This is a genomic window from Nonomuraea sp. NPDC059194 (genome assembly GCF_042754765.1).
In the GTDB taxonomy this organism is placed as follows: domain Bacteria; phylum Actinomycetota; class Actinomycetes; order Streptosporangiales; family Streptosporangiaceae; genus Nonomuraea.
In genome coordinates, this window is the sequence record NZ_JBHZBH010000002.1 from 194,484 (window position 1) to 214,566 (window position 20,083).

Genomic DNA, 20,083 nt, shown 5'->3' on the forward strand with positions numbered 1-20,083 from the left:
CCGCTCGCCCCGGGGGTGGCCGCCGTCGACAGAGCCGTTACGCCAGCCGTTTGGCGAACTCGGCGGCCGCCGCCCCTGGGTCGTCGGCCTCGGTGATCGCCCTGACCACCACGACGCGGCGCACGCCGTACGACCTGACCTCTTCAAGGTTGTCGAGGTCGATGCCGCCGATGCCGAACCACGGACGGTCGCCGAGCGCGGCCGCGTGCCTGAGCAGGTCGGGGCCTGGCGCCGGCCGTCCTGGCTTGGTCGGGGTGGGCCAGATCGGACCGCAGCAGTAGTAGTCGACGCCCTCCTCGACGGCGGCGGCCGAGGCCTCCGCAGTCGAATGGGTGGACCTGCCGATGAGGATGTCGTCGCCGAGGATCTCTCGCGCGACGCTCACGGGCAGGTCGTCCTGGCCCAGGTGGAGGATGTCGGGGCGGGCCGCGAAGGCGATGTCGGCCCGGTCGTTGACCGCCATGAGCTTGCCATGGCGGTCGCACGCGTCGCGGAAGACCTCCAGGAGCGCGAGCTCCTCGCGCGCCTCCAGGCCCTTCTCCCTGAGCTGGACGATGTCGACGCCGTTGCTCAGCACCGCGTCGAGGAAGTCGGCCAGGTCGCCGCGTTTCCTCCTGCCGTCGGTGCAGAGGTAGAGCCTCGCCTCAGAAACCGAGCGCTTGGGCACGCCGCTTGACCTCGGTATGGCGACCTGCCTTGATCGCGTCGATGGGCGAGCCGGGCAGCGACTCGTCGGGGGTGAACAGCCAGCGCAGCGACTCGGCGTCGTCGTAGCCCGCGTCGAGCAGCAGCGTGAGCGTGCCCGCCAGGCCCTTCACCACCTCGTTGCCGTCGAGGAACACCGCCGGCACCTGCGGGCCGCCCGAGCCCCGCCGTACGCCGAGGAGCTTGTGGTCCTTCAGGAGCTGCTTGGCCCGCCCGATCGTCAGATCGAGGCGGTCGGCCACTTCGGGGAGCGTCAGCCACTCGCCGACGAGCTGGTCTGTCTCCCGGTCTATCTGTGCAACAGAAAGCGTCACGAATCCACCACTACCACATCGCATCCATCTTCAAACTACGCAGTCACGTATCGCGACCTCGGGATTTTCCAGCCTGAGGGGGTCGAGACGCTGTCCTGACTCGATGATCCTGCGCCCCTGGACGAGGTCGCGGGGCCTGTTGACGGTCAGCACCCCCGCCAGCCTGTCTTCGTCTGTCAACCAGCACACCGACCACTTGGCAGCCGTGGGATCGCCGCGGCGGAGCAGGCGGGCGCCCGCGTGGTGGCCCGCGTACTGCACCATGTGGCCGAACTGCTCCGACCAGAAGTACGGGACCGGATCGTACACGGCATCCTCGCCGAGCAGCGTCGCCACGGCGACCTCGGGGGCGTTGAGCGCGGTGTCCCAGTGCTCCACGCGCAGCCTGGTGCGGAAGCGGCGCGACCACCACGCGGCGCAGTCGCCGACGGCGACGACGTTCGGCAGGGAGGCGCGCAGGTGCTCGTCGGTGACGACGCCGTTGTGCAGGTCGATGTCGGAGCCCGCCAGCCACTCGACGGCAGGGCGGACGCCGATGCCCGAGACCACCACGTCGGACTCGACGAAACCGCCGTCGACCAGTGTGACGCCGCCCTCGTCCACGGAGGCGACCATGGTGTCGAGCCGCAGGTCCATGCCCTCGTACCAGGGGATGGTGTCGGCGCCGACCTCGCGGCCGACCACATGGGCGAGCGGGGCGGGCCCGGCCTCGATCACGGTGATCTCGCAGCCCGCCCTGCGCGCGGCGGTGGCCACCTCGGCGCCGATCCAGCTCGCACCGACGATCGTGACCTTGGCGTCGGGGACCAGGCGGGCGCGCAGGGACAGGGCGTCGTCGAGGGTGCGCAGCACGTGCTGGCGGCCCTCGCCGTGCAGCCTGATCGGCTCGGCGCCCGTGGCGATGACCAGGCCGTCGTAGGCGATCTCGCCCTCGGTGGTCTCCACCACGCCGTCGCGCAGCCCCTTGGCCGACACCCCCGGCCGGTGCTCCACCCGCATGGCGTCGAGGTCGGAGTCGACGAAGCTGGAGTCGGCGGTGCCGAGCAGCACGGCCTTCGACAGGGGCGGGCGGTCGTAGGGCCGGTGCGGCTCCTCCCCGATCAGCGTGATCCTGCCGTCGAAGCCGCGAGACCTCAGAGCCTCGACGCTGCGTACGCCTGCCAGTCCCGCGCCCACAACCACAACGTGATTCACGTTCATGACCTTAACCAATCCACCGCTGACGACCAGGGTCCGGGCGGTGAGTAGGCTGGATGGCGGAAGACGCGCGGGAGTCCGGCCGTACCGGGCTGAGAGGAAGGCTTCGACGGGCCTTCGACCGCAAGACACCTGATCCGGATCATGCCGGCGAAGGGAGCGAGATGGATCTGATCGTGGGCGGCGGCGTGGTGGGCCTGTCCGTCGCCTGGCGGCTGGCCCGCTCGGGCGCGCGAGTCACGGTGATCGACCCGGCCCCCGCCTCCGGCGCCTCGCACGCGGCGGCCGGCATGCTGGCGCCGGTCAGCGAGGTCTCCTACACCGAGGAGCCGCTGCTCAGGCTGGGGCTGGCGGCGCTGCGGCGCTGGCCCGCGTTCGCCGCCGAGCTGGAGGCCGACAGCGGCCACCCGCTCGACTTCCGCACCCAGGGCACGATGGACCTCGCCTTCGGCGCCGACGACCTGGCGGCGCTGGAGGAGCTGGCCGCGTTCATGGACAAGCTGGGGCTGCCGGTGCGGCGGCTGACCGGGCGCGAGTGCCGCCGCCTGGAGCCGATGCTGGCGCCGTCGGTCAGGGGCGGCGTGCTGGCCGAGGGCGACGCGTGGGTGGACCCCAGGCGCGTCACCGCGGCCCTGCTGGCCGCGCTGGAGAAGGCCGGTGTCCCAGTGGTACGGCGACGCGTGGCCGAGCTTGTCCGCGACGGCTCGGCCGTGGTGGGCGTACGGCTGGCCCCCGGTGGCGCGGGCGATTCTGGCGGCGTGGGTGGCTCCGCCGAGGGCGAGGTCGTGCTCGGCGAGCGGGTCGTACTGGCGGCGGGCGCGTGGAGCGGCGGGCTGGCCGACCTGCCCGTCCGCCCCGTCAAGGGCCAGATCATGCGCCTGCGCTCGCCCTCTCCCCTGCTCGGCAGGTGCGTGCGCGGCATGGTCCACGGCTCGCCCATCTACCTCGTGCCGCGCGGAGACGGCGAGCTCGTCGTCGGCGCCACCCAGGAGGAGCTGGGGTTCGACACCCACGTGACGGCCGGCGGCCTGTACGAGCTGCTGCGCGACGCCAGGGAGCTGGTCCCCGGCATCACCGAGCTGCAGGTCGCCGACGTCGTGGCGGGGCTACGGCCCGGCACCCCCGACAACCTGCCGCTCATCGGCCCGTACGGCCCCGGCCTCACCGTCGCGACCGGACATTTCAGGGGCGGCGTCCTCATGGCCCCGCTCACCACCGCGCTCCTCGACGGCGAGGAGGGCGAGCTCGCCGCCCTGTGCTCGCCGCAGCGGTTCTCGACAGTCGGACAAGGAAGTATCTGATGCACGTGACGATCAACGGGGCCGCGCACGAGGTGCCCGACGGCACCACGGTCGCCCAGGCCGTCCAGCGGCTGACGGCGCAGACCACCGGCGTCGCCGTGGCGGTCAACGACGAGGTGGTCACCAGGGGCACGTGGGCGACCACCGCGCTGGCCGACCGCGACAGGATCGAGATTCTCACGGCGGTGCAGGGTGGATGAGCTGATCATCGCCGGGGAGAAGTTCGCTTCCCGGCTCATCATGGGCACGGGGGGCGCGCCCTCCCTCGAGGTGCTCGACCAGGCGCTGGCCGCCTCCGGCACCGAGCTGACCACGGTCGCGATGCGCCGCCTCGACCCGGGCGCCAAGGGGTCGGTGCTCGACGTGCTGCGCTCGCGCAAGATCAAGGTCCTGCCGAACACCGCCGGGTGCTTCACGGCCGGCGAGGCGGTGCTGACGGCGCGGCTGGCCCGCGAGGCGCTGGGCACGAACTGGGTCAAACTGGAGGTCATCAGCGACGAGCGGACGCTGCTGCCCGACCCGATCGAGACGTTCGACGCGGCCGAGCGGCTGGTGGCCGAAGGGTTCGTGGTCCTGCCGTACATCGGGGACGACCCTGCGCTGGCGCGGCGGCTGGAGCAGGCGGGGTGCGCGGCGGTGATGCCGCTGGGCGCGCCCATCGGGTCGGGGCTCGGCATCCGCAACCCGCACAACATCGAGCTGATCGTCGAGGCGGCCTCGGTGCCGGTGATCCTCGACGCGGGCATCGGTACGGCCAGCGACGCGGCCCTGGCGATGGAGCTGGGGTGCGACGCGGTGCTGCTGGCGACGGCGGTCACGAGGGCGCAACTGCCTGACCTGATGGCCTCGGCGATGCGCGCCGCGGTCCAGGCGGGACGGCTGGCCCGCCAGGCCGGCCGCATCCCCCGCCGCCGCTACGCCGAGGCATCCTCCCCGACCACCCTCTGAGAAGGCGGGCCAGGCTCTTTCGAGGCAGAGCCTGGCAGGTTTCTTTCGAGGGAGAGCGACAAGGGGCGAGCCGACAGGTGGGAGAGCGAGGTCTTCCGAGGGAGAGGCCACAGGCGGGCGGCTGGGGTCTTTTGAGGGGCTTCGGGACACCCTCGGAAGGCCCGGCCGCTCGCCCACCTGCGGCCCCGTCAAGACATTCAAGATCATGAATCAAACGGGCATCGGTTTGGGACTGTCGGGCCCTGCCGGGGGCGAATCGCCCGTAAACTCGGCCAGGTGGACACGACGATCGCGGACCCCCTGGTAGGGCGACTGCTCGACGGGCGCTATCGCATCGAGTCCCGGATCGCCCGGGGCGGGATGGCGACGGTCTACCTGGCGCTCGACATCCGGCTCGACCGCACGGTCGCGCTGAAGGTCATGCACCGCTCGCTGGCCGAGGACCCTGCGTTCGTGCGCAGGTTCATCGGCGAGGCCAAGTCGGTGGCCAGCCTGTCGCACCCCAACGTGGTGCACGTCTTCGACCAGGGTACCGACGGCGACGTGGTGTACCTGTCGATGGAGTACGTGCCCGGCAAGACGCTGCGCGACGTGCTGCGGGCGCGGGGCAGGCTGCCCGCCCGCGAGGCGCTGGAGATCATGATCCCGGTGCTGGCCGCGCTCGGCGCCGCCCACCAGCAGGGCATGGTCCACCGTGACGTGAAGCCGGAGAACGTCCTGCTGACCGACGACGGCCGGGTCAAGGTCGTCGACTTCGGCCTGGCCAGGGCGATCGAGGCGACGAACCAGACGCGCACGGGCGTGATGATCGGCACGATCGGCTACATGTCGCCCGAGCAGGTGACCACCGGAGGGGCCGACGTCCGCAGCGACGTCTACGCGGCCGGCATCATGCTGTTCGAGCTCGTGACGGGCCGCCAGCCGTACGACGGCGAGACGCCGATGTCGGTCGCCTACCGGCACGTCCACGACACCGTCCCGCCGCCCTCGTCGCTGATCCCCGAGGTGCCGCCGCTGATCGACACGCTGGTGGCGCAGGCCACCGCGCGCGACCCTGACGACCGTCCCGCCGACGCCTCGGCGATGCTGGTGGCGGCCGTCGACGCGCACCGGATGCTGCCGAGGGAGTCGAGCCCGCCGTACTCCACGGGCCAGCACTACCTGCCCAACGCCTCGCAGCCGCACTCGCGGCCCTCCCAGCCCCCCTCGCAACCGCAGCCGAGGGCGTCAGTGCCGAACCCGACGCTGGTGGCGCCCCGCACCGAGGTGTTGACCGCGCCCGCCGGGCAGGCCGCCGAGCCGCCCGCGCGCAGGGGCGGGTTCAGGCCCAACTGGTTCCTGGTGACGCTGGCCGCGCTGATGGTGGTCGCGGTCGGCCTGACCGGCTGGTACTTCTCGCAGAGCAAGTACGTGATCGTGCCCGACCTGGTCGGTCAGAGCGTCTCGGTCGCCAAGAACGAGGCCGCCAAGAACGGCTTCGTGGTGAAGGTGGCGCAGGGGCAGTACGACGAGAAGATGGCCGAGGGCAAGGTGCTCAGCACCGACCCCGTCTCCAAGACCGAGGTGGAGATCGGCCAGACGATCACGATCGTGCCCTCGCTCGGCGCCAAGCGGGTGACCGTACCCAACGTCGAGGGCCTCGACCAGAACGACGCGGCGATCAAGCTGGCCGAGCAGGGCCTCGAGGTCGGCAAGGTGACCAAGGTCGCCAATCCGAAGGTGCAGCGCGGCCTGGTGACGCAGACCAGGCCGAGCATCGGTGACAGGGTCAAGGAGGGCACCCGCGTCAGCCTGGTGCTGAGCGCGGGCCTGGTGATGCCCGACGTCAGCGGCATGTCCAAGGACGAGGCCGCCCAGTTCCTCACCGAGCAGGGCTTCCAGGTGCAGGTCAACGAGGTCGACGACGACGCCGAGCCGTGCCAGGTCATCTCGCAGAACCCCAGGCCGAAGGCGGAGGTCGATCCCGGCACGATGACCAGCATCACGGTCTCGCGCTGTGGCGGCGGCTGGATCGACTGGTTCGGCAGGAACAACAGCGAGGCCGAGGACCAGGCCGAGTTCAGGATCGTCCCGAACGTGGTGTTCAAGAGCGTCAAGGACGCGACGACGGAGTTGCAGCAGCAGGGCTACCGGGTGCGGGTGCGCAACCTGACGAACGGCGCGCAGGTGCGCTTCCAGCGCCCGCTGGCCGGTGAGGAGCGACCGGCCAACACCACGGTGACGATCTGGCGCTGAGGTCCGGGAACGTTCGGGGGGTGGGCGCGGTGGAGGGGATGTGAGACTCGCTACCGCCCTGGCCGCGGCACTGGCCGTCGCCACGGGATGCACACCCGCCACGCCCGCGCCCGGCCAGGATGCTCAGGCGGCCGTCCCGAGCTCCGGTGCGGGGCTGGCCGTCCGCCACGGTCCCCGCGACCCCATGCCGCCCGTCTCAGGGCGTCCGCTGGAGCCCGGCAGCGGGCTGCGGCTGCTGGTCACCGGCGAGGGCGGTGCTTTCCGGCTCGACGTCGACTCAGGCGTCCGCACCCGCATCCGCGGCCTGCCGTACGGCGAGCGGGCGTGGGCCTTCACCGCGGGCTCTCGCGAGCTCGTCCTGACCACCCCGAGCGACGCTGGCGGCGACGGCCGCCTGTTCCTCCTGTACGGCGACCGCGCCCACCCGCTCGGCACCGCCGGCCGGTTCGAGGGCGACGGCGGAGGCGGCAGGTCCGGGGACGGCGGCGGAAACGATGGCACGTCCCGGCGCGGCACCGGGAGCGACCGCAGGGGCGATGGCGGGGGCGGGGACGACCGTGGGGGCGACGGGACGTCCGGGAGCGGGGCGCTGTTCGCGTTCGCCGCAGCTGACGGCAAGGGCGTGTGGGCGCTTCAGCGGGTCAGGGGCGACGACTGCCGTCTGCGCCCGCTCGACTTCCGCGGGCGTGAGCGCGGCAGGGCCCTGAGGACGGCCTGTTCGCGAGCTCCCTCCCAGGACACCCCTCAGGGCCTGCTGTCGTTCGCCGAGCAGGGGCGCGCGCGGCTGCTCGACAGGGCCACGGGCGAGGAGGTGTTCGCCGAGCAGAACGTGCACACCGTGACCCGCGACCTCGTCCTGGTCTCGAAGGGATCGCTGCTGACCCTGGTCGAGCCGGAAGCCGCCAGGCGCACGCCGCTACCCGCTCCCGACACCGAGGGCGCCCCTTCGAGGGCCGAGGTGAGCCCTGACGGGCGGCGGATCGCGCTCTGGTTCGCCGACCCCGCGTGGCCGGGGCCGCGGCAGTACCTCGACGTGCAGGTGCTGGACCTCGGCACGCGGACGTGGACGCGGTTGCCCTCGATGCCGGTGCCCGCGTCGATCAAGTCGACCTCGATGGCGTGGACCGGGGACGGCCGGCTGGTCCTGGCCGGTAACTTCGTCACGACCAGCGCGGTGATGCCCGCCGAGTCCGACTACGCCCCGTTCGTGATCGCCTGGCGACCCGGCGAGTCCCGGCTGTCGCTCCGGAGGCTGGATCTACCCCCGCACCACCAGTCCGTGCTCACCCCCTGAGACCCCCGCCCCACCTGCCGCCGCGCCATGCTGCCCTTGAGGCTCACCCCACCTGCCGCCGCGCCATGCTGCCCTTGAGGCTCACCCCACCTGCCGCCGCGCCCCGACTGGCATCGCTCCGTGAGGCCTTTCCCTGTCGCGGGTTCTTGCGTTGGGCCTGTGACCTGCAAGGATTCGTTCTGTGCCTTGTAGGGGACTTGCAAGCGGCACGGGTTAGCACTGACTCTCACAGCCCGGGGTCCGGCAGGGGGCCGGAGCGAGGGGGGCTGCTGGAGAGACGATGACCATGAAGTTCGCGCCGGGCTTGATCGCGGCTGCGGCCATGGGAGCGTTGACGCTGTCGGTGCCCGGCACCGCCGGCGCCTCGACCGCCGAGGTCTCCGCGCCGCCCGTCACGAGCGTGGCCGATCATCCCAGGCCCTGGGGGTACTACTACTCCGGCAACGCCCTCGCCAAGGCCCGCGGCAAGATCGCCGTCAGGAGCTACGGCGGGGACGACAACACGGCCGCGCAGGTCACCTTCAGCCTCTACGACCTGGACAACCGCTCCGCCACGGCAGGCGGGAGTTGCGCGTACGTCACCTTCAAGGCCCTCACGTCCGACACCCGCTGGAGCGACGCCTACGAGGCCAGGCACTGCGGCGGCGCGGTCCCCCGAACCCTCAGCTTCAGTGTCGACGGAGCGAAGGGCTTGCGGGTGCAGGTCTGCCAGGACGGACCCGCCAGGAACGGGATCGGGCACTGTGGTTACTCCGAGACGCTGTTCGACCTGGGCAGGCTCGACAATCGCGACGTGGGGATGGAGAACGAGGCCATCAGGCTGACCAACGAGGCGCGCGCCGCCATGGGCTGCAAGCCGGCGACCCCCGACCCGCGGCTGCGCACCGCCGCCGTGGAGCACTCGGCCGACATGTCGGTCAGGAACTACTTCAGCCACGCCTCCCCCGACGATCGCGGCGCCGCCGACAGGATCAACGCGTCAGGGTTCTCCCCGGTCAGCGCCTGGGGCGAGAACATCGCCAAGGGCCAGACCTCCGCCGCCGACGTGGTGAAGTTCTGGGTGAACAACCCGAGCGACGAGGCGAACCTCATGAACTGCGACCTCACCCACATCGGGGTGGGCTACGCCCCCTCGGGCGACTACTGGACGCTGCTCCTCGTCCGCCACTGACCCATCCGCTCCCCGGGTCCGGCGTACCGCTCACGGGCCGCCAGGCCGACCTGCCGACTCGCTCCCGTCGCCAAGCCAGCGCGCCAAGAAGGCGGGAAGGCGAGCCGGACGCGAGCCCACCCCTGCCACCGCCAGGCAGCGTGGCGAGAAGGCGGGACGTAACGGGCACGCGCCGTCAGGCCGACACGCCAAGGAGGTCCCGGGCATGCCGTCAGGCGGGCATGCCGTCAGGCGGGCATGCCGAGGAGGCGGATACGGGCCAGGCCGCCGTCGGGGTAGATGTCGACTCGGACGTAAGCCGCCGCGGGCGCGTCGTCCAGGCGGAAGCGATGCGGCGTGTCGGGCTGCAGTCGCGTCCTGGGCAGCAGCTCGAACCACGTCTCGCCGTCCACGCTGCCCTTCAGCGACACCGCGCCGGGCGCGTTGAACAGCAGGTTGGTGGTGTCGATCTCGACCAGCTTGATCACGCCGAGCGTCGCGAGGCGGATGACGAGCCAGTCGTTGCCGTCGTCGCGCCTGCGGGCGGTCTCCCAGCCCTCCGCCTGGTGCCTGGCCAGGCCGGGAGCCAAGGCGTTGTTGGGCGCGGAGTAGAACTCGTTCGAGCAGGCCGTGACGACCGCGCCGTTGACCAGCGCCGCGAGGTCGAGCCCGAGCCCTTCGTACACCGACAGGTCGGGACGGACCTCGCCGTGCACGCGCAGCCTGGCGATGCCGCCGTCGGGGAACATGTTCAGCCTGACGTGGGTGTAGCGGCGCTCGTCGGACACCTCGAAGGGGTGCTCGGCGTCGCCCTTCAGGTCGACCTTGGGGACGATCTCCACCCAGTCGGCCGCTGCCAGCTCGGCGGGGCTGGGGTAGCCGTCCACGGCGCAGGCCTCGACGGAGGCGTGGGGCGGGTAGTTGCCCTTGAACCAGGCCGTGTCGATCACCACGCCGCGGATCACGCCGGGCATGCCGAGGCGGACGATCGCCCAGTCGTGGCCGGGCTCGCGGCGGCGGCGGGTCTCCCACCCGTCGTACACCTGGCCCTTGTTGCCGAACGTCTCGGCCTGGAAGCCGGGACGGCCGGGCCTGATCAGGCTCTCCTTCTCGGCGAACGACTCGTCGTTGGCGGCGACGACCGAGCCGCCCACGGTGCGCAGGGCCAGGTCGGGAAGGGTGGTGAAGTCGGGCATGCGGTTCGCTCTCTCCTGATCGTGCTAGACGGGCGCTGGCTCGGTGGGCGGTTAGGCGGAGGTGGGCGGTGGCGGAGGTGGGCGGTGGCTGAGGCGGGCGGTCAGAGGTGTGGGCGGTCAGCGGAAGGTACCGCGGGGTGGCGCCGTGACGTCGACGGGGACGCCGCGCAGCCACGTGGTGCGGACCGCGCCCCTGAGCGTGCGTCCGTGGTACGGCGTGACGGGGTTCTTGTGGTGGAGGGTGGCGGCGTCGACGGGCAGGTCGGCGGCGGCGTCGAAGGCGACGAGGTCGGCGTCGTTGCCGGGCACGAGCCCGCCCTTGCCGCGGATGCCCGCCAGCTCGGCGGGCCCGGACGACATCCAGCGCACCACGTCGGCCAGGCCGTGCCCGCGGGTCGACGCCTCGGTCCAGATCGCCGGCAGGCCGAGCTGGAGCGAGGCGATGCCGCCCCACGCGGCGGCGAAGTCGGGCAGCTTGAGGTCGGCGGTCGACGGCGAGTGGTCGGAGACGACGCAGCTCAGCACGCCGTCGGCGAGCCCCGCCCAGAGGCGGTCGCGGTTGTCGGCGGACCGGATGGGCGGGCAGCACTTGAAGGCGGTGTCACCGTCGGGCACCTGCTCGGCGGTGAGCGTGAGGTAGTGCGGGCAGGTCTCGGCCGTGACGCGCACGCCGTCCCGCCGGGCCGCCGCCAGCGGCTCGAGGCAGTCGGCGCTGGAGACGTGCAGGATGTGGACGCGGGCTCCGGTCTGCCTGGCCAGCTCGATCACCTGCTCGACCGCGCGCCGTTCCGAGGCTCCGGGGCGCGAGTCGAGGAACTCGGGATAGCTCGGCCCGGTGGGCTCCAGCAGCAGGGAGGGGTCCTCGGCGTGGACGACCATGAGCCCGTCGAACTCGGCGATGACCTTGAGCGCCTGCCGTACCTCGTCGGGGGTCAGCGGGGGGAACTCCTCCACGCCCGACGGCGACAGGAAGCACTTGAAGCCGTAGACGCCGCGCTCGTGCAGCGGGCGCAGGTCGTCGAGGTTGCCGGGGATGGCCCCGCCCCAGAAGCCGACGTCCACGTAACACTGGCCGTCGGCGGCCTGCTGTTTGGCGGTGAGCGCGGCGGCGGTGACGGTGGGTGGCAGCGAGTTGAGCGGCATGTCGACGATCGTCGTCACCCCGCCCGCCGCCGCCGCGCGGGTGGCGGAGGCGAAACCCTCCCAGTGGGTACGGCCCGGCTCGTTGACGTGCACGTGGGTGTCGACCAGGCCCGGCAGCAGGGCCAGGTCGCCCAGGTCGACGTCCTGGGCCGCGTCGAGGTCGGCGTCGTAGGCGTGCAGGGCCGCGATCTTCCCCCCGCGTACGGCCACGGCCGCGGGGCGCTCGCCCTCGGGCGTGACCGCCGCGCGGGATCGGACGACGAGCTCGTAGTCGGTCATCACAGGCCTTTCCTCAGTTCAGCCGATCGGCGGCGACGCGGGCGGCGAGGCGTTCGAGGAGGGGGCCCGCCTCGGCCATGCAGCGGGCCGGGTCGGGCTCGAGGTCGGTGAGCGCGTAGGCGGCCTCGATGCCCGCCGTCTTGAGCTCCTCGTCGCTGAGCGTACGGCGGCCGCAGACGGCGACCACGGGGACCCCCGCCTTGGCCGCGGCCTGGGCGACGCCGACCGGGGCCTTGCCGCGCAGCGACTGCTCGTCGAGCGAGCCCTCGCCGGTGACGACCAGCCGCGCGCCCTGGACCTGGTCGTCGAAGCCGAGGAGTTCGAGCAGGTACTCGATGCCGGGGCGGATCTCGGCGTGCAGGAAGGCGAGGGCGGCGAAGCCCACCCCTCCGGCCGCGCCCGCGCCTGGCGCGCCCGCGACGCCCATGGGCCGGGGGGTGCCGTCGTGCTCGACCGCGCCGAGCAGGCCGTGGGTCTGGGTGGCGACGGCGGCCAGGCGGCCGAGGGCACCGTCGAGCAGGACGACGTCGTCGGGGGTGGCGCCCTTCTGCGGGCCGTAGACGGCGGCGGCGCCGTGCGCGCCGAGCAGCGGGTTGTCGACGTCGCTCGCGACGACGAACTCCACCCCAGAAATGTCGATAAATCCGGAAATGTCGATCTTGGCCAGCTCCCGCAGCGCCGCCCCACCCCTGCCCAGCTCGCCGCCCTCGGCGTCGAGCAGGCGAGCGCCCAGCGCCTGGACCATCCCCGCCCCTCCGTCGGTGGAGGCGCTGCCGCCCAGGCCGAGCACGATCCTGCGGGCGCCGCGCCGTACCGCGTCGGCGACGAGCTCCCCGGTGCCCCTGCTGGTGGCCGTCAGCGGCTCGGGGTCGCCGGGGAGCCTGCGCAGCCCCGACGCCTCGGCCAGCTCGACGACCGCGACGGGAGCGGGCCCGGCGGACGCGGCGGCCAGCCAGGCGTAGGAGGCGGTCACCGGCGCGCCCGTCGGCCCCGTCACCTCCAGCGTCACGCGAGTGAAACCGCAGGCCACGGCGGCGTCGACGGTGCCGTCGCCGCCGTCGGCGACGGGCAGCTCGACGGTCGGGACGCCCAGGCCGGCCGAGACCCTGGCGGCGACCTCCGCCGCCGTCAGCGACCCCTTGAACTTGTCAGGGGCGACAAGAACATGCTCAACCACTGCGACACTCCCTGGCCGATGATGAAGAATGGGCTGGCACGCCTTCCTGCCCGGTGCGAGCGGGCAGGAGGGCGTGCCTGCGATGTCCCATCATCACACCTCGGCGGGAAGCGGCTCGAACTCGCGTACCGCGTCGATGGACAGGCCGTGCGGGGTGTTGGCCTCCCGCTCGATCATGATCTCCACGAGCACCGGGCGCGAGGTGCGCGCGGCCTCCTTGGTCGCCCACTCCAGCGAGGAGCGGATCTCGGCCGGGTCGAAGACGCGGACGCCCGCGCAGCCGTACGCCTCCATGATCTTGACGTTGTCGGTGCCGTACTCGTCGAAGTGGATGTCCACCTGGTAGTTCATCTCGTACGGCAGCGACGCCTGCCTGATCAGCCCGAGATACTCGTTGTTGAGCATGACGAGCACGAACGGCACGTCGTACTGCGCGGCGACGGCGAGCTCCTCGACCAGATACTGGAAGCCGTAGTCGCCGACCACCCCGACCACCTGCGCCTCGGGCGCGGCCTTCTTGACGCCGATCGCGGCGGGGATCTCCCAGCCGAGCGGCCCCGCCTGCCCGCACACCTGGTAGCGGCGCGGCTTGAAAGCCTTCTGGTGCTGGCCGCCCCAGATCTGGTAGAGCCCGATGGCGGTGACGAAGTAGGTGTCCTCGTCGAAGAAGTCGTTGATCTCCTTGTAGACGCGGGGCGCCTTGACGGGGATGTGATCGAAGTCCTCGCGCCTGGTGAGCGTCCTGCGCAGCTCCTGCACGCGCTCGACCCACGCTCCCGGTTCGCGGCTGATGCCGCGCGCCTTCGCCAGGTCGATCATCGCCCGCAGGAACAGCCTTGTGTCGGAGACGATGCCGAGGTCGGGCTCGAAGACCCTGCCGAGCTGGGTGGGCTCGATGTCGACGTGGATGAACGTGCGCTCGCCCCGGTAGACGTCGAGCGCGCCGGTGTGGCGGTCGCCGAAGCGGGAGCCGAGGGCGAGCACGAGGTCCGACTCGAGGAAGGAGGCGTTGCCGTACCGCTGGGAGGTCTGGATGCCCGTCATGCCGCTGTGGAGCGGGTGGTCGTCGGGGATGGAGCCCTTGCCCATGAGCGTGACCTGCACCGGCACCTCCAGCAGCTCGGCCAGCTCCACCAGCTCGGCGGAGGCGTCGGCGCCGATGACGCCGCCGCCCGACAGCAGCAGCGGGCGTTCGGCGGCCAGCAGCAGGTCCAGCGCCTTCTCCACGCGCGGCAGGTGCGGCTCGACGGCGGCGACGGGCAGCGGGGCGTCGATGGCGGGGTCGTACTCGATGAGCTGGCGGGCCACGTCGACGGGGATGTCGATCAGCACCGGGCCCGGACGGCCCGAGCGGGCGACGCGGAAGGCCTCGCGGAAGATCCACGGCGCCTGCCCCGCCTCCTTGATCTGCACGGCCCACTTGGTGACGGGCGTGGCGATGGCGACGATGTCCACCGCCTGGAAGGCCTCCTGGTGCAGCTTGGTGGAGGCGGCCTGCCCGGTGATGCAGACCATCGGGATGGAGTCGGCGAAGGCGGTGTAGAGGCCGGTGATCATGTTGGTGCCGGCGGGACCCGAGGTGCCGATGGCCACGCCGACGCGCCCGTTGGTGCGGGCCCAGCCGTCGGCCATGTGGGTGGCGCCCTCCTCGTGCCTGACGACGAGGTGCTCGATGCCGCCGAGCTCCTCCATCGCCTTGTACAGCGGCAGAATGGCGGCGCCCGGGCAGCCGAAGGCGACGTCGACGCCCTCGGACTTGAGGACCTCCACGACCGCGTTCATCGCGGGCATCTTCATCGGCTGAGCCTTTCGATCACCAGGAGCAGGGCGGAATGGTCGAGCGAGCCGTGCCCCTGCGCGCGGGCGGCCGCGATGAGCTGCGCGGTGAGCGCGGACATGGGCAGCGCGACCTCGGCGGTGCGAGCGGCGTCGAGGATGATGCCCATGTCCTTGTGGTGCAGGTCGATACGGAAACCCGGCTGGAAGCTGCGGGCCAGCATCGACTCGCGCTTGAGGTCGAGGATGCGGCTGGCGGCCAGGCCGCCGGCGAGCACGTCGAGTCCCGCGGCGGCGTCCACGCCTGCCGCCTCCATCAGCACGATCGCCTCGGCGACGAGCGCGTAGGTGCCGCCGACGACGAGCTGGTTGGCGGCCTTGACGAACTGTCCGGCGCCGGGGCCGCCGACGAGCTTGAAGGTCTTGCCCACGGCCTCGAAGATCGGCCTGGCCACCTCGAAGTCGCTCTCCGCGCCGCCGACCATGATGGACAGGACGCCGTCGATCGCGCCCTTCTCACCGCCGGAGACGGGGGCGTCGAGCGTGCGCTTCCACTGCTCGGCCAGCTTGCGCGAGGTCTGCGGCGTGATGGTGGAGAAGTCGATGTAGAGCGCGTCCTGCGGGGCGTGCGCGGTGATCTCGGGGAAGACCGCCTCGACCTGCGGGTCGGCGGGGAGCATCGTGATGACGACCTCCGCCTCCCGCACCGCCTCGGCGATGCTCGCCGCGGTCGGGAACGGCCGCGGCACGACGTCGTAGCCCACGACCTCGTGTCCCGCCTTGACCAGGTGCTCGGCCATGGGCAGTCCCATGATCCCGAGCCCGATGAAACCAATCCTCACGTGACGAACTCCTGTTCATGTGTCGGGGCCGACCACCGCGAGACCCAGCCGAAGTCGAGGTCGGGGTCCTTGTACTCCAGGCCGACCCAGCCGTCGTAGCCGTCGAGCAGCTCGGCCAGGGGCAGGGAACCGGTGCCTGGACGGCCGCGGCCCGGGTTGTCGGCGATCTGCACGTGTCCTGTCAGGGGGTGGACGAGCGCGGCGGGCAGGTCCTCGCCCATGCGCGCCAGGTGATAGAGGTCGCACAGGAACCGCACGTTCGGCTCCCCGACGGCCTCGATCACGTCGGTCGCGGCCTTGACGGACACCAGCGGGTAGGACGGCGACTCGTAGGCGTTGAGCGCCTCGACGAGCACGACCGCGTCGATCGTGGCGGCCTTGCGGGCCGCCAGGGCGAGGTTCTCCAGCGCCAGGCCCGGCTCGGCGTTGTTGCCGTAGAGGGCGTTGAGCGCCTGGCAGCCGAGCCGCCCGGCGATCCCCACGGCGACGTCGAGGTTGTCCCTGAATCGCGCCGAGTCGCCGGGGCGGCCGACGAGGCCGCGTCCGCCCTCGGGGATGTCGTCGACGAAGTTCAGGCCGACCAGGCGTACGCCCGCGTCCCTGATCGCGTCGATGAAGGCGTCCACCTCCTTGTCGCCCGGCACGGCCGAGTCGAAGGGCCACCAGAACTCCACCGCGTCGAATCCCGCCGCCTTGGCCGCGGCCGGACGTTCGAGCAGCGGGAGCTGGGTGAACAGGATCGAGCAGTTGACGTCGAACCTCACGAAACCCACCTTCCTTGCGAGGTGATGTCGATGAGCGGCACGTGCGAGGTGACCGGCTTGCGCAGCAGCATGGCCAGCGACGAGCCGCCGTCGGCCAGCTCGATCACTCCGAGCTCCAGCTCGGGCGGCTCGGCCGGCAGCAGGCGGTCCCGCAGGACGTCCATGTCCACGTCGTACAGCTCGCCCGCGATGGCGGCGCCGCCGTGTGCGACGGGTACCAGCGCGGGGCAGCGCCCGCCGACCGAGTAGAACCGATACTTGGGCGCCGTCTCGGTCTGGGCGACGAGCGGCGCGCCGTCGAGGAGGTGGTGCAGCGGCCCGCCTCGCATCGCGCCGCCGTTGAGGAACATCAGGGCCATCGCAGGCTCCTCTCGTAGGGAGAGGCCCGTAGTTCTGCCGTACGGCAGCGCGGTACCTGGTGTGCCACCAGTAGACACACCCGCCCTCGGCCCGGTCTACCGGCAGGAAGTCCGAAGCTGCGGGGCCGGGAACGCGGCGGGATTGTGCGTTGGTCCAACCGCCGATGCACCGATCATGCGCATCGGTACGGCACAGCGCCGGGCCCGCCTCGGTGTCAGGCACCTGCTGTCCGAGCGGGGCGGGAGCGTCGAGAAGGCGGCCGAGGCCGTCGTGGCGATGCACGCCACCGACCCGGCGGCGGCGCGGACGGAGGCGAAGGGCCCCGAGCCGATGGAGCGGGCCCTGTACGAGGACAGGACGCTGGTCAGGATCTTCGTGGTGCCGCGCGCGCTGGCGCCCGTCGTCCACCACTCCAGCGCGCTCGCGGTCGCGGTGAAGGAGCGCAAGCTGCTCACCAGGGACTTCACGCAGAGCGGCGGCTTCGACGGCGAGTGGATCTCGCGGGTCGAGGGGTGAGGTGCTGGAGGCGCTGCGCAGGCACGGCAAGGCGACGGCGGCCACGCTGGGAACGCTGGTGCCCGAGCCGTGGGCGGCCTTCCTGCCCGCGCTCGACCCGACGCCGATGGGCTGGCAGCAGCGCGACCGCGGACGCCCGCGCGGCCGTCGGGCGGGCAGCGGCGGGCGTCGCGGCGTGGCTGGACGGCATGACGGTCACGCCACGCTTCAGAACCCCGCTCGAACGCGCACTGCGGTAGCCCGTCCACCAGCCGGTGACCGGGCCCGCTTGAACGGGCGCCGCGCTGAATGCGCCAGTTAGGCGTCCACGAGCCGGTCGCCGGTGAACGTGTGGATGGGTCCTTCCGTCCGCGACAGGGGCAGGCCGCTGCCGCCGCGCCGGGCGGCGACGATCTCCGCCACGATCGACACCGCGGTCTCCTCGGGCGTGCGCGCGCCGAGGTCGAGGCCAATGGGCGAGCGCAGCGCGCCGAGCTCCTGCTCGGTCAGCCCCTGCTCGCGCAGCCGCCGCATCCTGTCCCTGTGTGTACGGCGGGAGCCCATCGCCCCCACGTACGCCGCCCCGGTCCGCAGCGCCACCTCCAGCAGCGGCACGTCGAACTTCGCGTCGTGGGTGAGGACGGCGATGACCGTGCGGGAGTCCACCTCGGTGGCCGCCAGGTAGCGGTGCGGCCAGTCCACGACCACCTCGTGGGCGTCGGGGAAGCGCCGCCTGGTGGCGAAGACGGGGCGGGCGTCGCAGACGGTGACGTGGTAGCCGAGCAGGCGGCCTGCCTTGGTGAGGGCGGCGGCGAAGTCGATGGCGCCGAAGACGAGCATCCGCGGCGGCGGGGCGTGCGTCTCGACGAACAGCTCGACCCGCCGCTCGCCGCAGCCGACCTCGCGCACGCCGGTCAGGCCTGCGTCCAGCATCGCCCTGGTCTCCGCCACGACGACCTCGTCGAGCTCGACATCGCCCAGGCTCCCCTCATGCCTGTCGGGCCACACGACGACGGCACCGGCAGCCTCACCGAGGGCTTCCCGGGGGGCGCCGTCCAACGCCCTGGCCACTGCGACGCGCTCGCCCTGCCGTACGGACTCGAGGAAGCGGGGGCTGGGCCAGATGAGCACCTCGATGACGCCGCCGCAGGTCAGGCCCACCGCGAACGCGTCGTCGTCGCTGTAGCCGAACGTCTGGCGGACCGGGACGCCGCTGGCGGCGACCTGCAGGCACAGCTCGTAGACCGCGCCCTCGACGCAGCCGCCGGACACGCTCCCGACGGCCTCGCCGTCGGCGGACACCGCCAGCGCCGCACCCGCGGGGCGGGGGGCGCTGCCGGTGGTCGAGACGACGGAGGCGACGGCGAACGGCCTGCCGGAGGCGGCCCAGGCCTTCAGCTCCTCCAGGAGGTCGAACATCAGCCGATCAGGCTCTCGATGAAGCCGATGCCGAAGTAGCCGACGAAGATCGCGCTGATCACCCAGAGCAGCCAGTGGATCTCGTCGAAGCGGCCGCGGGCGGCCTTGATGACCGTGTAGGCGATGACGCCCGCGCCGACGCCGTTGGTGATGGAGTAGGTGAAGGGCATCAGCGCGATCGTCAGGAACGCGGGGATCGCCAGGTCGAGGGAGTCCCACTCGATCTTGCGGGCCGCGGTCATCATGAGCGCGCCGACCAGCACCAGCGCCGGGGCGGCCGCCTGGGCGGGCACGACGGCCGCCAGCGGGGTGAGGAACATCGCGGCCGCGAACAGCGCGCCGGTGACGAGGCTGGCGAGGCCGGTACGAGCGCCCTCCCCCACCCCTGCGGCCGACTCGACGACGACGGTGTTCGCCGAGGCCCCTGTGCCGCCGCCGATGATCGCGCCGAGGCCGTCGATCGTCAGGATCTTGCCGATGCCCTGGATGCGCCCCTGCTGGTCGGCCATGCCGGCCTCCTCGCCGACGCCGAGGATGGTGCCCATCGCGTCGAAGAAGCCGGACAGCACCAGCGTGAACAGCACGACGGTCGCGGTGAGGAATCCGGCCGAGCCGAACCCGCCGAACAGGTCGACGCCGAACAGCAGCCCGAAGTCGGGGGTGGCGATGATTTGCTCGGGCATCTCGGGCGTGACGACGCCCCACTTCTGCCCCGGCGCCATGGCGTTGACGACGATGGCGAAGACGGTCGCGATGATGATGCCGATGAGCAGCGCGCCCGGCACCCTCCTGACGAACAGGGCGATGGTCAGCAGCAGGCCGACGCAGAAGACCACGATCGGCCAGCCGGCCAGGTGGCCGCCGGCGCCGAGGGTCAGCGGCGTGCCCGCGCCCTTGCTGACGAATCCCGCGTCCACCAGCCCGATCAGCGCGATGAACATGCCGATCCCGACGCCGATGGCGTGCTTGATGGGCGTGGGGATGGCGTCCATGATGAGCTGCCTGACCCCGGTGAGGGCCAGGATCACGATGACCACGCCCTCCAGGACGACCAGGCCCATCGCCTGTGCCCAGGTCATGTGCGGTGCCGCCTGGAAGGCCACGACCGGCGCGACGCCCAGGCCGGAGGCGAGGGCGAAGGGGGCGTTGCCCACCAGGCCCATCAGGATCGTGGTGAGCGCCGCCGACAGCGTGACGGCGGTGGTGAGCTGCGGGATGGTCATCGAGGCGCCGGTCACGTCCTTGGCGCCGCTCAGGATGATCGGGATGAGCAGGATGATGTAGGCGACGGCCACGAACGTCGTGATGCCGCCGCGCACCTCTCTGCCCACCGTGGTGCCCCTGTTGGCCAGGTCGAAGAAGTCTCCGGCGACGGGCTTGGGCTTCAGCTGGGTCATGGTCGGGGCCCTCCTCAGGGCATGGTCGACCTGCGGCGGGGCATGACAGGCCGCGCCGCGGGGGGTGTGGTTGTGGGACCGCCGCAGGCAG

The 20,083-nt window shown here is 72.0% G+C and carries 19 protein-coding genes and 1 riboswitch; of the genes, 7 read left to right on the top strand and 12 right to left on the bottom strand.

The annotated features are described in order from the left end of the window. Nucleotides 1–37 precede the first annotated feature (37 nt). Genes thiE through ACFXJ8_RS03620 form a run of 3 tightly spaced genes read right to left on the bottom strand, consistent with a single transcriptional unit; the run spans nucleotide 38 to nucleotide 2,219 of the window. Nucleotides 38–667, bottom strand: a complete 630-nt coding sequence (gene thiE / locus ACFXJ8_RS03610) for a thiamine phosphate synthase (protein WP_379642224.1) — start codon at nucleotides 665–667, stop codon at nucleotides 38–40. Further along, on the bottom strand, nucleotides 645–1,019 hold the full coding sequence (locus tag ACFXJ8_RS03615) for an Rv2175c family DNA-binding protein (protein WP_379642225.1): 375 nt from the start codon (nucleotides 1,017–1,019) through the stop codon (nucleotides 645–647). Before ACFXJ8_RS03615 ends, thiE begins: the two co-directional genes overlap by 23 nt. 30 nt (nucleotides 1,020–1,049) lie before the next feature. Continuing rightward, nucleotides 1,050–2,219: an NAD(P)/FAD-dependent oxidoreductase gene (locus ACFXJ8_RS03620; protein WP_379642226.1), complete on the bottom strand. Its 1,170-nt coding sequence runs from the start codon at nucleotides 2,217–2,219 to the stop codon at nucleotides 1,050–1,052. Between the two features lie 57 nt (nucleotides 2,220–2,276). Further along, nucleotides 2,277–2,392: riboswitch (TPP riboswitch) on the top strand. Here ACFXJ8_RS03620 and thiO point away from each other — a divergent pair. The 6 genes from thiO to ACFXJ8_RS03650 all read left to right on the top strand — a co-directional run bounded on the left by thiO (nucleotide 2,381) and on the right by ACFXJ8_RS03650 (nucleotide 9,165). Then, entirely contained in the window at nucleotides 2,381–3,517 is a 1,137-nt protein-coding gene (gene thiO, locus ACFXJ8_RS03625) for a glycine oxidase ThiO (protein WP_379642227.1), read from the top strand. (Overlaps the previous riboswitch by 12 nt.) Continuing rightward, nucleotides 3,517–3,717, top strand: coding sequence for a sulfur carrier protein ThiS (gene thiS, locus ACFXJ8_RS03630; protein ID WP_379642228.1), 201 nt, complete (start codon nucleotides 3,517–3,519; stop codon nucleotides 3,715–3,717). The genes thiO and thiS overlap by 1 nt, the downstream gene beginning before the upstream one ends. Next, nucleotides 3,710–4,465, top strand: a complete 756-nt coding sequence (locus ACFXJ8_RS03635; RefSeq protein ID WP_379642229.1) for a thiazole synthase — start codon at nucleotides 3,710–3,712, stop codon at nucleotides 4,463–4,465. Before thiS ends, ACFXJ8_RS03635 begins: the two co-directional genes overlap by 8 nt. Nucleotides 4,466–4,741: 276 nt before the next feature. Beyond that, nucleotides 4,742–6,700, top strand: a complete 1,959-nt coding sequence (gene pknB / locus ACFXJ8_RS03640; protein ID WP_379642230.1) for a Stk1 family PASTA domain-containing Ser/Thr kinase — start codon at nucleotides 4,742–4,744, stop codon at nucleotides 6,698–6,700. Between the two features lie 40 nt (nucleotides 6,701–6,740). Beyond that, the gene (locus tag ACFXJ8_RS03645; protein ID WP_379642231.1) at nucleotides 6,741–7,994 is read left to right on the top strand and encodes a hypothetical protein; all 1,254 of its coding nucleotides are present in this window, start codon (nucleotides 6,741–6,743) and stop codon (nucleotides 7,992–7,994) included. A gap of 280 nt (nucleotides 7,995–8,274) precedes the next feature. Then, nucleotides 8,275–9,165, top strand: a complete 891-nt coding sequence (locus ACFXJ8_RS03650; RefSeq protein WP_379642232.1) for a CAP domain-containing protein — start codon at nucleotides 8,275–8,277, stop codon at nucleotides 9,163–9,165. A gap of 227 nt (nucleotides 9,166–9,392) precedes the next feature. Here the strand turns inward: ACFXJ8_RS03650 and alc are convergent, their stop codons facing one another. The 7 genes from alc to ACFXJ8_RS03685 form a co-directional block, all read right to left on the bottom strand. Continuing rightward, nucleotides 9,393–10,340, bottom strand: a complete 948-nt coding sequence (gene alc, locus ACFXJ8_RS03655; protein ID WP_379642233.1) for an allantoicase — start codon at nucleotides 10,338–10,340, stop codon at nucleotides 9,393–9,395. 117 nt (nucleotides 10,341–10,457) lie between these two features. After that, the gene (gene allB / locus ACFXJ8_RS03660; protein WP_379642234.1) at nucleotides 10,458–11,762 is read right to left on the bottom strand and encodes an allantoinase AllB; all 1,305 of its coding nucleotides are present in this window, start codon (nucleotides 11,760–11,762) and stop codon (nucleotides 10,458–10,460) included. A gap of 13 nt (nucleotides 11,763–11,775) precedes the next feature. Beyond that, nucleotides 11,776–12,939, bottom strand: a complete 1,164-nt coding sequence (locus ACFXJ8_RS03665; RefSeq protein WP_379642235.1) for a glycerate kinase — start codon at nucleotides 12,937–12,939, stop codon at nucleotides 11,776–11,778. Between the two features lie 93 nt (nucleotides 12,940–13,032). Then, nucleotides 13,033–14,730: a glyoxylate carboligase gene (gene gcl / locus ACFXJ8_RS03670; RefSeq protein ID WP_379642554.1), complete on the bottom strand. Its 1,698-nt coding sequence runs from the start codon at nucleotides 14,728–14,730 to the stop codon at nucleotides 13,033–13,035. A 2-nt stretch (nucleotides 14,731–14,732) separates the two neighbouring features. After that, the gene (locus ACFXJ8_RS03675) at nucleotides 14,733–15,557 is read right to left on the bottom strand and encodes an NAD(P)-dependent oxidoreductase (protein WP_379642236.1); all 825 of its coding nucleotides are present in this window, start codon (nucleotides 15,555–15,557) and stop codon (nucleotides 14,733–14,735) included. After that, a complete protein-coding gene (locus ACFXJ8_RS03680; protein WP_379642237.1) occupies nucleotides 15,554–16,321 on the bottom strand; it encodes a hydroxypyruvate isomerase family protein in 768 nt (255 codons plus the stop codon). The genes ACFXJ8_RS03675 and ACFXJ8_RS03680 overlap by 4 nt, the downstream gene beginning before the upstream one ends. Continuing rightward, nucleotides 16,318–16,680 carry a gamma-glutamylcyclotransferase gene (locus ACFXJ8_RS03685; RefSeq protein ID WP_358123664.1) on the bottom strand — a complete coding sequence of 121 codons (363 nt, stop codon included), beginning with the start codon at nucleotides 16,678–16,680 and terminating at the stop codon, nucleotides 16,318–16,320. The genes ACFXJ8_RS03680 and ACFXJ8_RS03685 overlap by 4 nt, the downstream gene beginning before the upstream one ends. A 175-nt stretch (nucleotides 16,681–16,855) precedes the next feature. Between ACFXJ8_RS03685 and ACFXJ8_RS03690 the strand changes: the two genes are divergently transcribed. Next, nucleotides 16,856–17,197: a hypothetical protein gene (locus ACFXJ8_RS03690; RefSeq protein WP_379642238.1), complete on the top strand. Its 342-nt coding sequence runs from the start codon at nucleotides 16,856–16,858 to the stop codon at nucleotides 17,195–17,197. Between the two features lie 297 nt (nucleotides 17,198–17,494). Here the strand turns inward: ACFXJ8_RS03690 and ACFXJ8_RS03695 are convergent, their stop codons facing one another. After that, nucleotides 17,495–18,595 (bottom strand): XdhC family protein, encoded by a 1,101-nt coding sequence (locus tag ACFXJ8_RS03695; protein ID WP_379642239.1) that lies wholly within the window; start codon nucleotides 18,593–18,595, stop codon nucleotides 17,495–17,497. Continuing rightward, nucleotides 18,595–19,992, bottom strand: a complete 1,398-nt coding sequence (locus ACFXJ8_RS03700) for an NCS2 family permease (protein WP_379642240.1) — start codon at nucleotides 19,990–19,992, stop codon at nucleotides 18,595–18,597. The genes ACFXJ8_RS03695 and ACFXJ8_RS03700 overlap by 1 nt, the downstream gene beginning before the upstream one ends. Nucleotides 19,993–20,083 lie beyond the last annotated feature (91 nt).

Excerpts from the sequence above, each read along its gene's own strand:
- ACFXJ8_RS03620 (WP_379642226.1), bottom strand. The coding sequence starts at position 2,219 with ATGAACGTGAATCACGTTGTGGTTGTGGGCGCGGGACTGGCAGGCGTA.
- thiO (WP_379642227.1), top strand. The coding sequence starts at position 2,381 with ATGGATCTGATCGTGGGCGGCGGCGTGGTGGGCCTGTCCGTCGCCTGG.
- thiS (WP_379642228.1), top strand. The coding sequence starts at position 3,517 with ATGCACGTGACGATCAACGGGGCCGCGCACGAGGTGCCCGACGGCACC.
- ACFXJ8_RS03650 (WP_379642232.1), top strand. The coding sequence starts at position 8,275 with ATGACCATGAAGTTCGCGCCGGGCTTGATCGCGGCTGCGGCCATGGGA.
- alc (WP_379642233.1), bottom strand. The coding sequence starts at position 10,340 with ATGCCCGACTTCACCACCCTTCCCGACCTGGCCCTGCGCACCGTGGGC.
- allB (WP_379642234.1), bottom strand. The coding sequence starts at position 11,762 with ATGACCGACTACGAGCTCGTCGTCCGATCCCGCGCGGCGGTCACGCCC.
- gcl (WP_379642554.1), bottom strand. The coding sequence starts at position 14,730 with ATGCCCGCGATGAACGCGGTCGTGGAGGTCCTCAAGTCCGAGGGCGTC.
- ACFXJ8_RS03685 (WP_358123664.1), bottom strand. The coding sequence starts at position 16,680 with ATGGCCCTGATGTTCCTCAACGGCGGCGCGATGCGAGGCGGGCCGCTG.
- ACFXJ8_RS03690 (WP_379642238.1), top strand. The coding sequence starts at position 16,856 with ATGCGCATCGGTACGGCACAGCGCCGGGCCCGCCTCGGTGTCAGGCAC.
- ACFXJ8_RS03695 (WP_379642239.1), bottom strand. The coding sequence starts at position 18,595 with ATGTTCGACCTCCTGGAGGAGCTGAAGGCCTGGGCCGCCTCCGGCAGG.
- ACFXJ8_RS03700 (WP_379642240.1), bottom strand. The coding sequence starts at position 19,992 with ATGACCCAGCTGAAGCCCAAGCCCGTCGCCGGAGACTTCTTCGACCTG.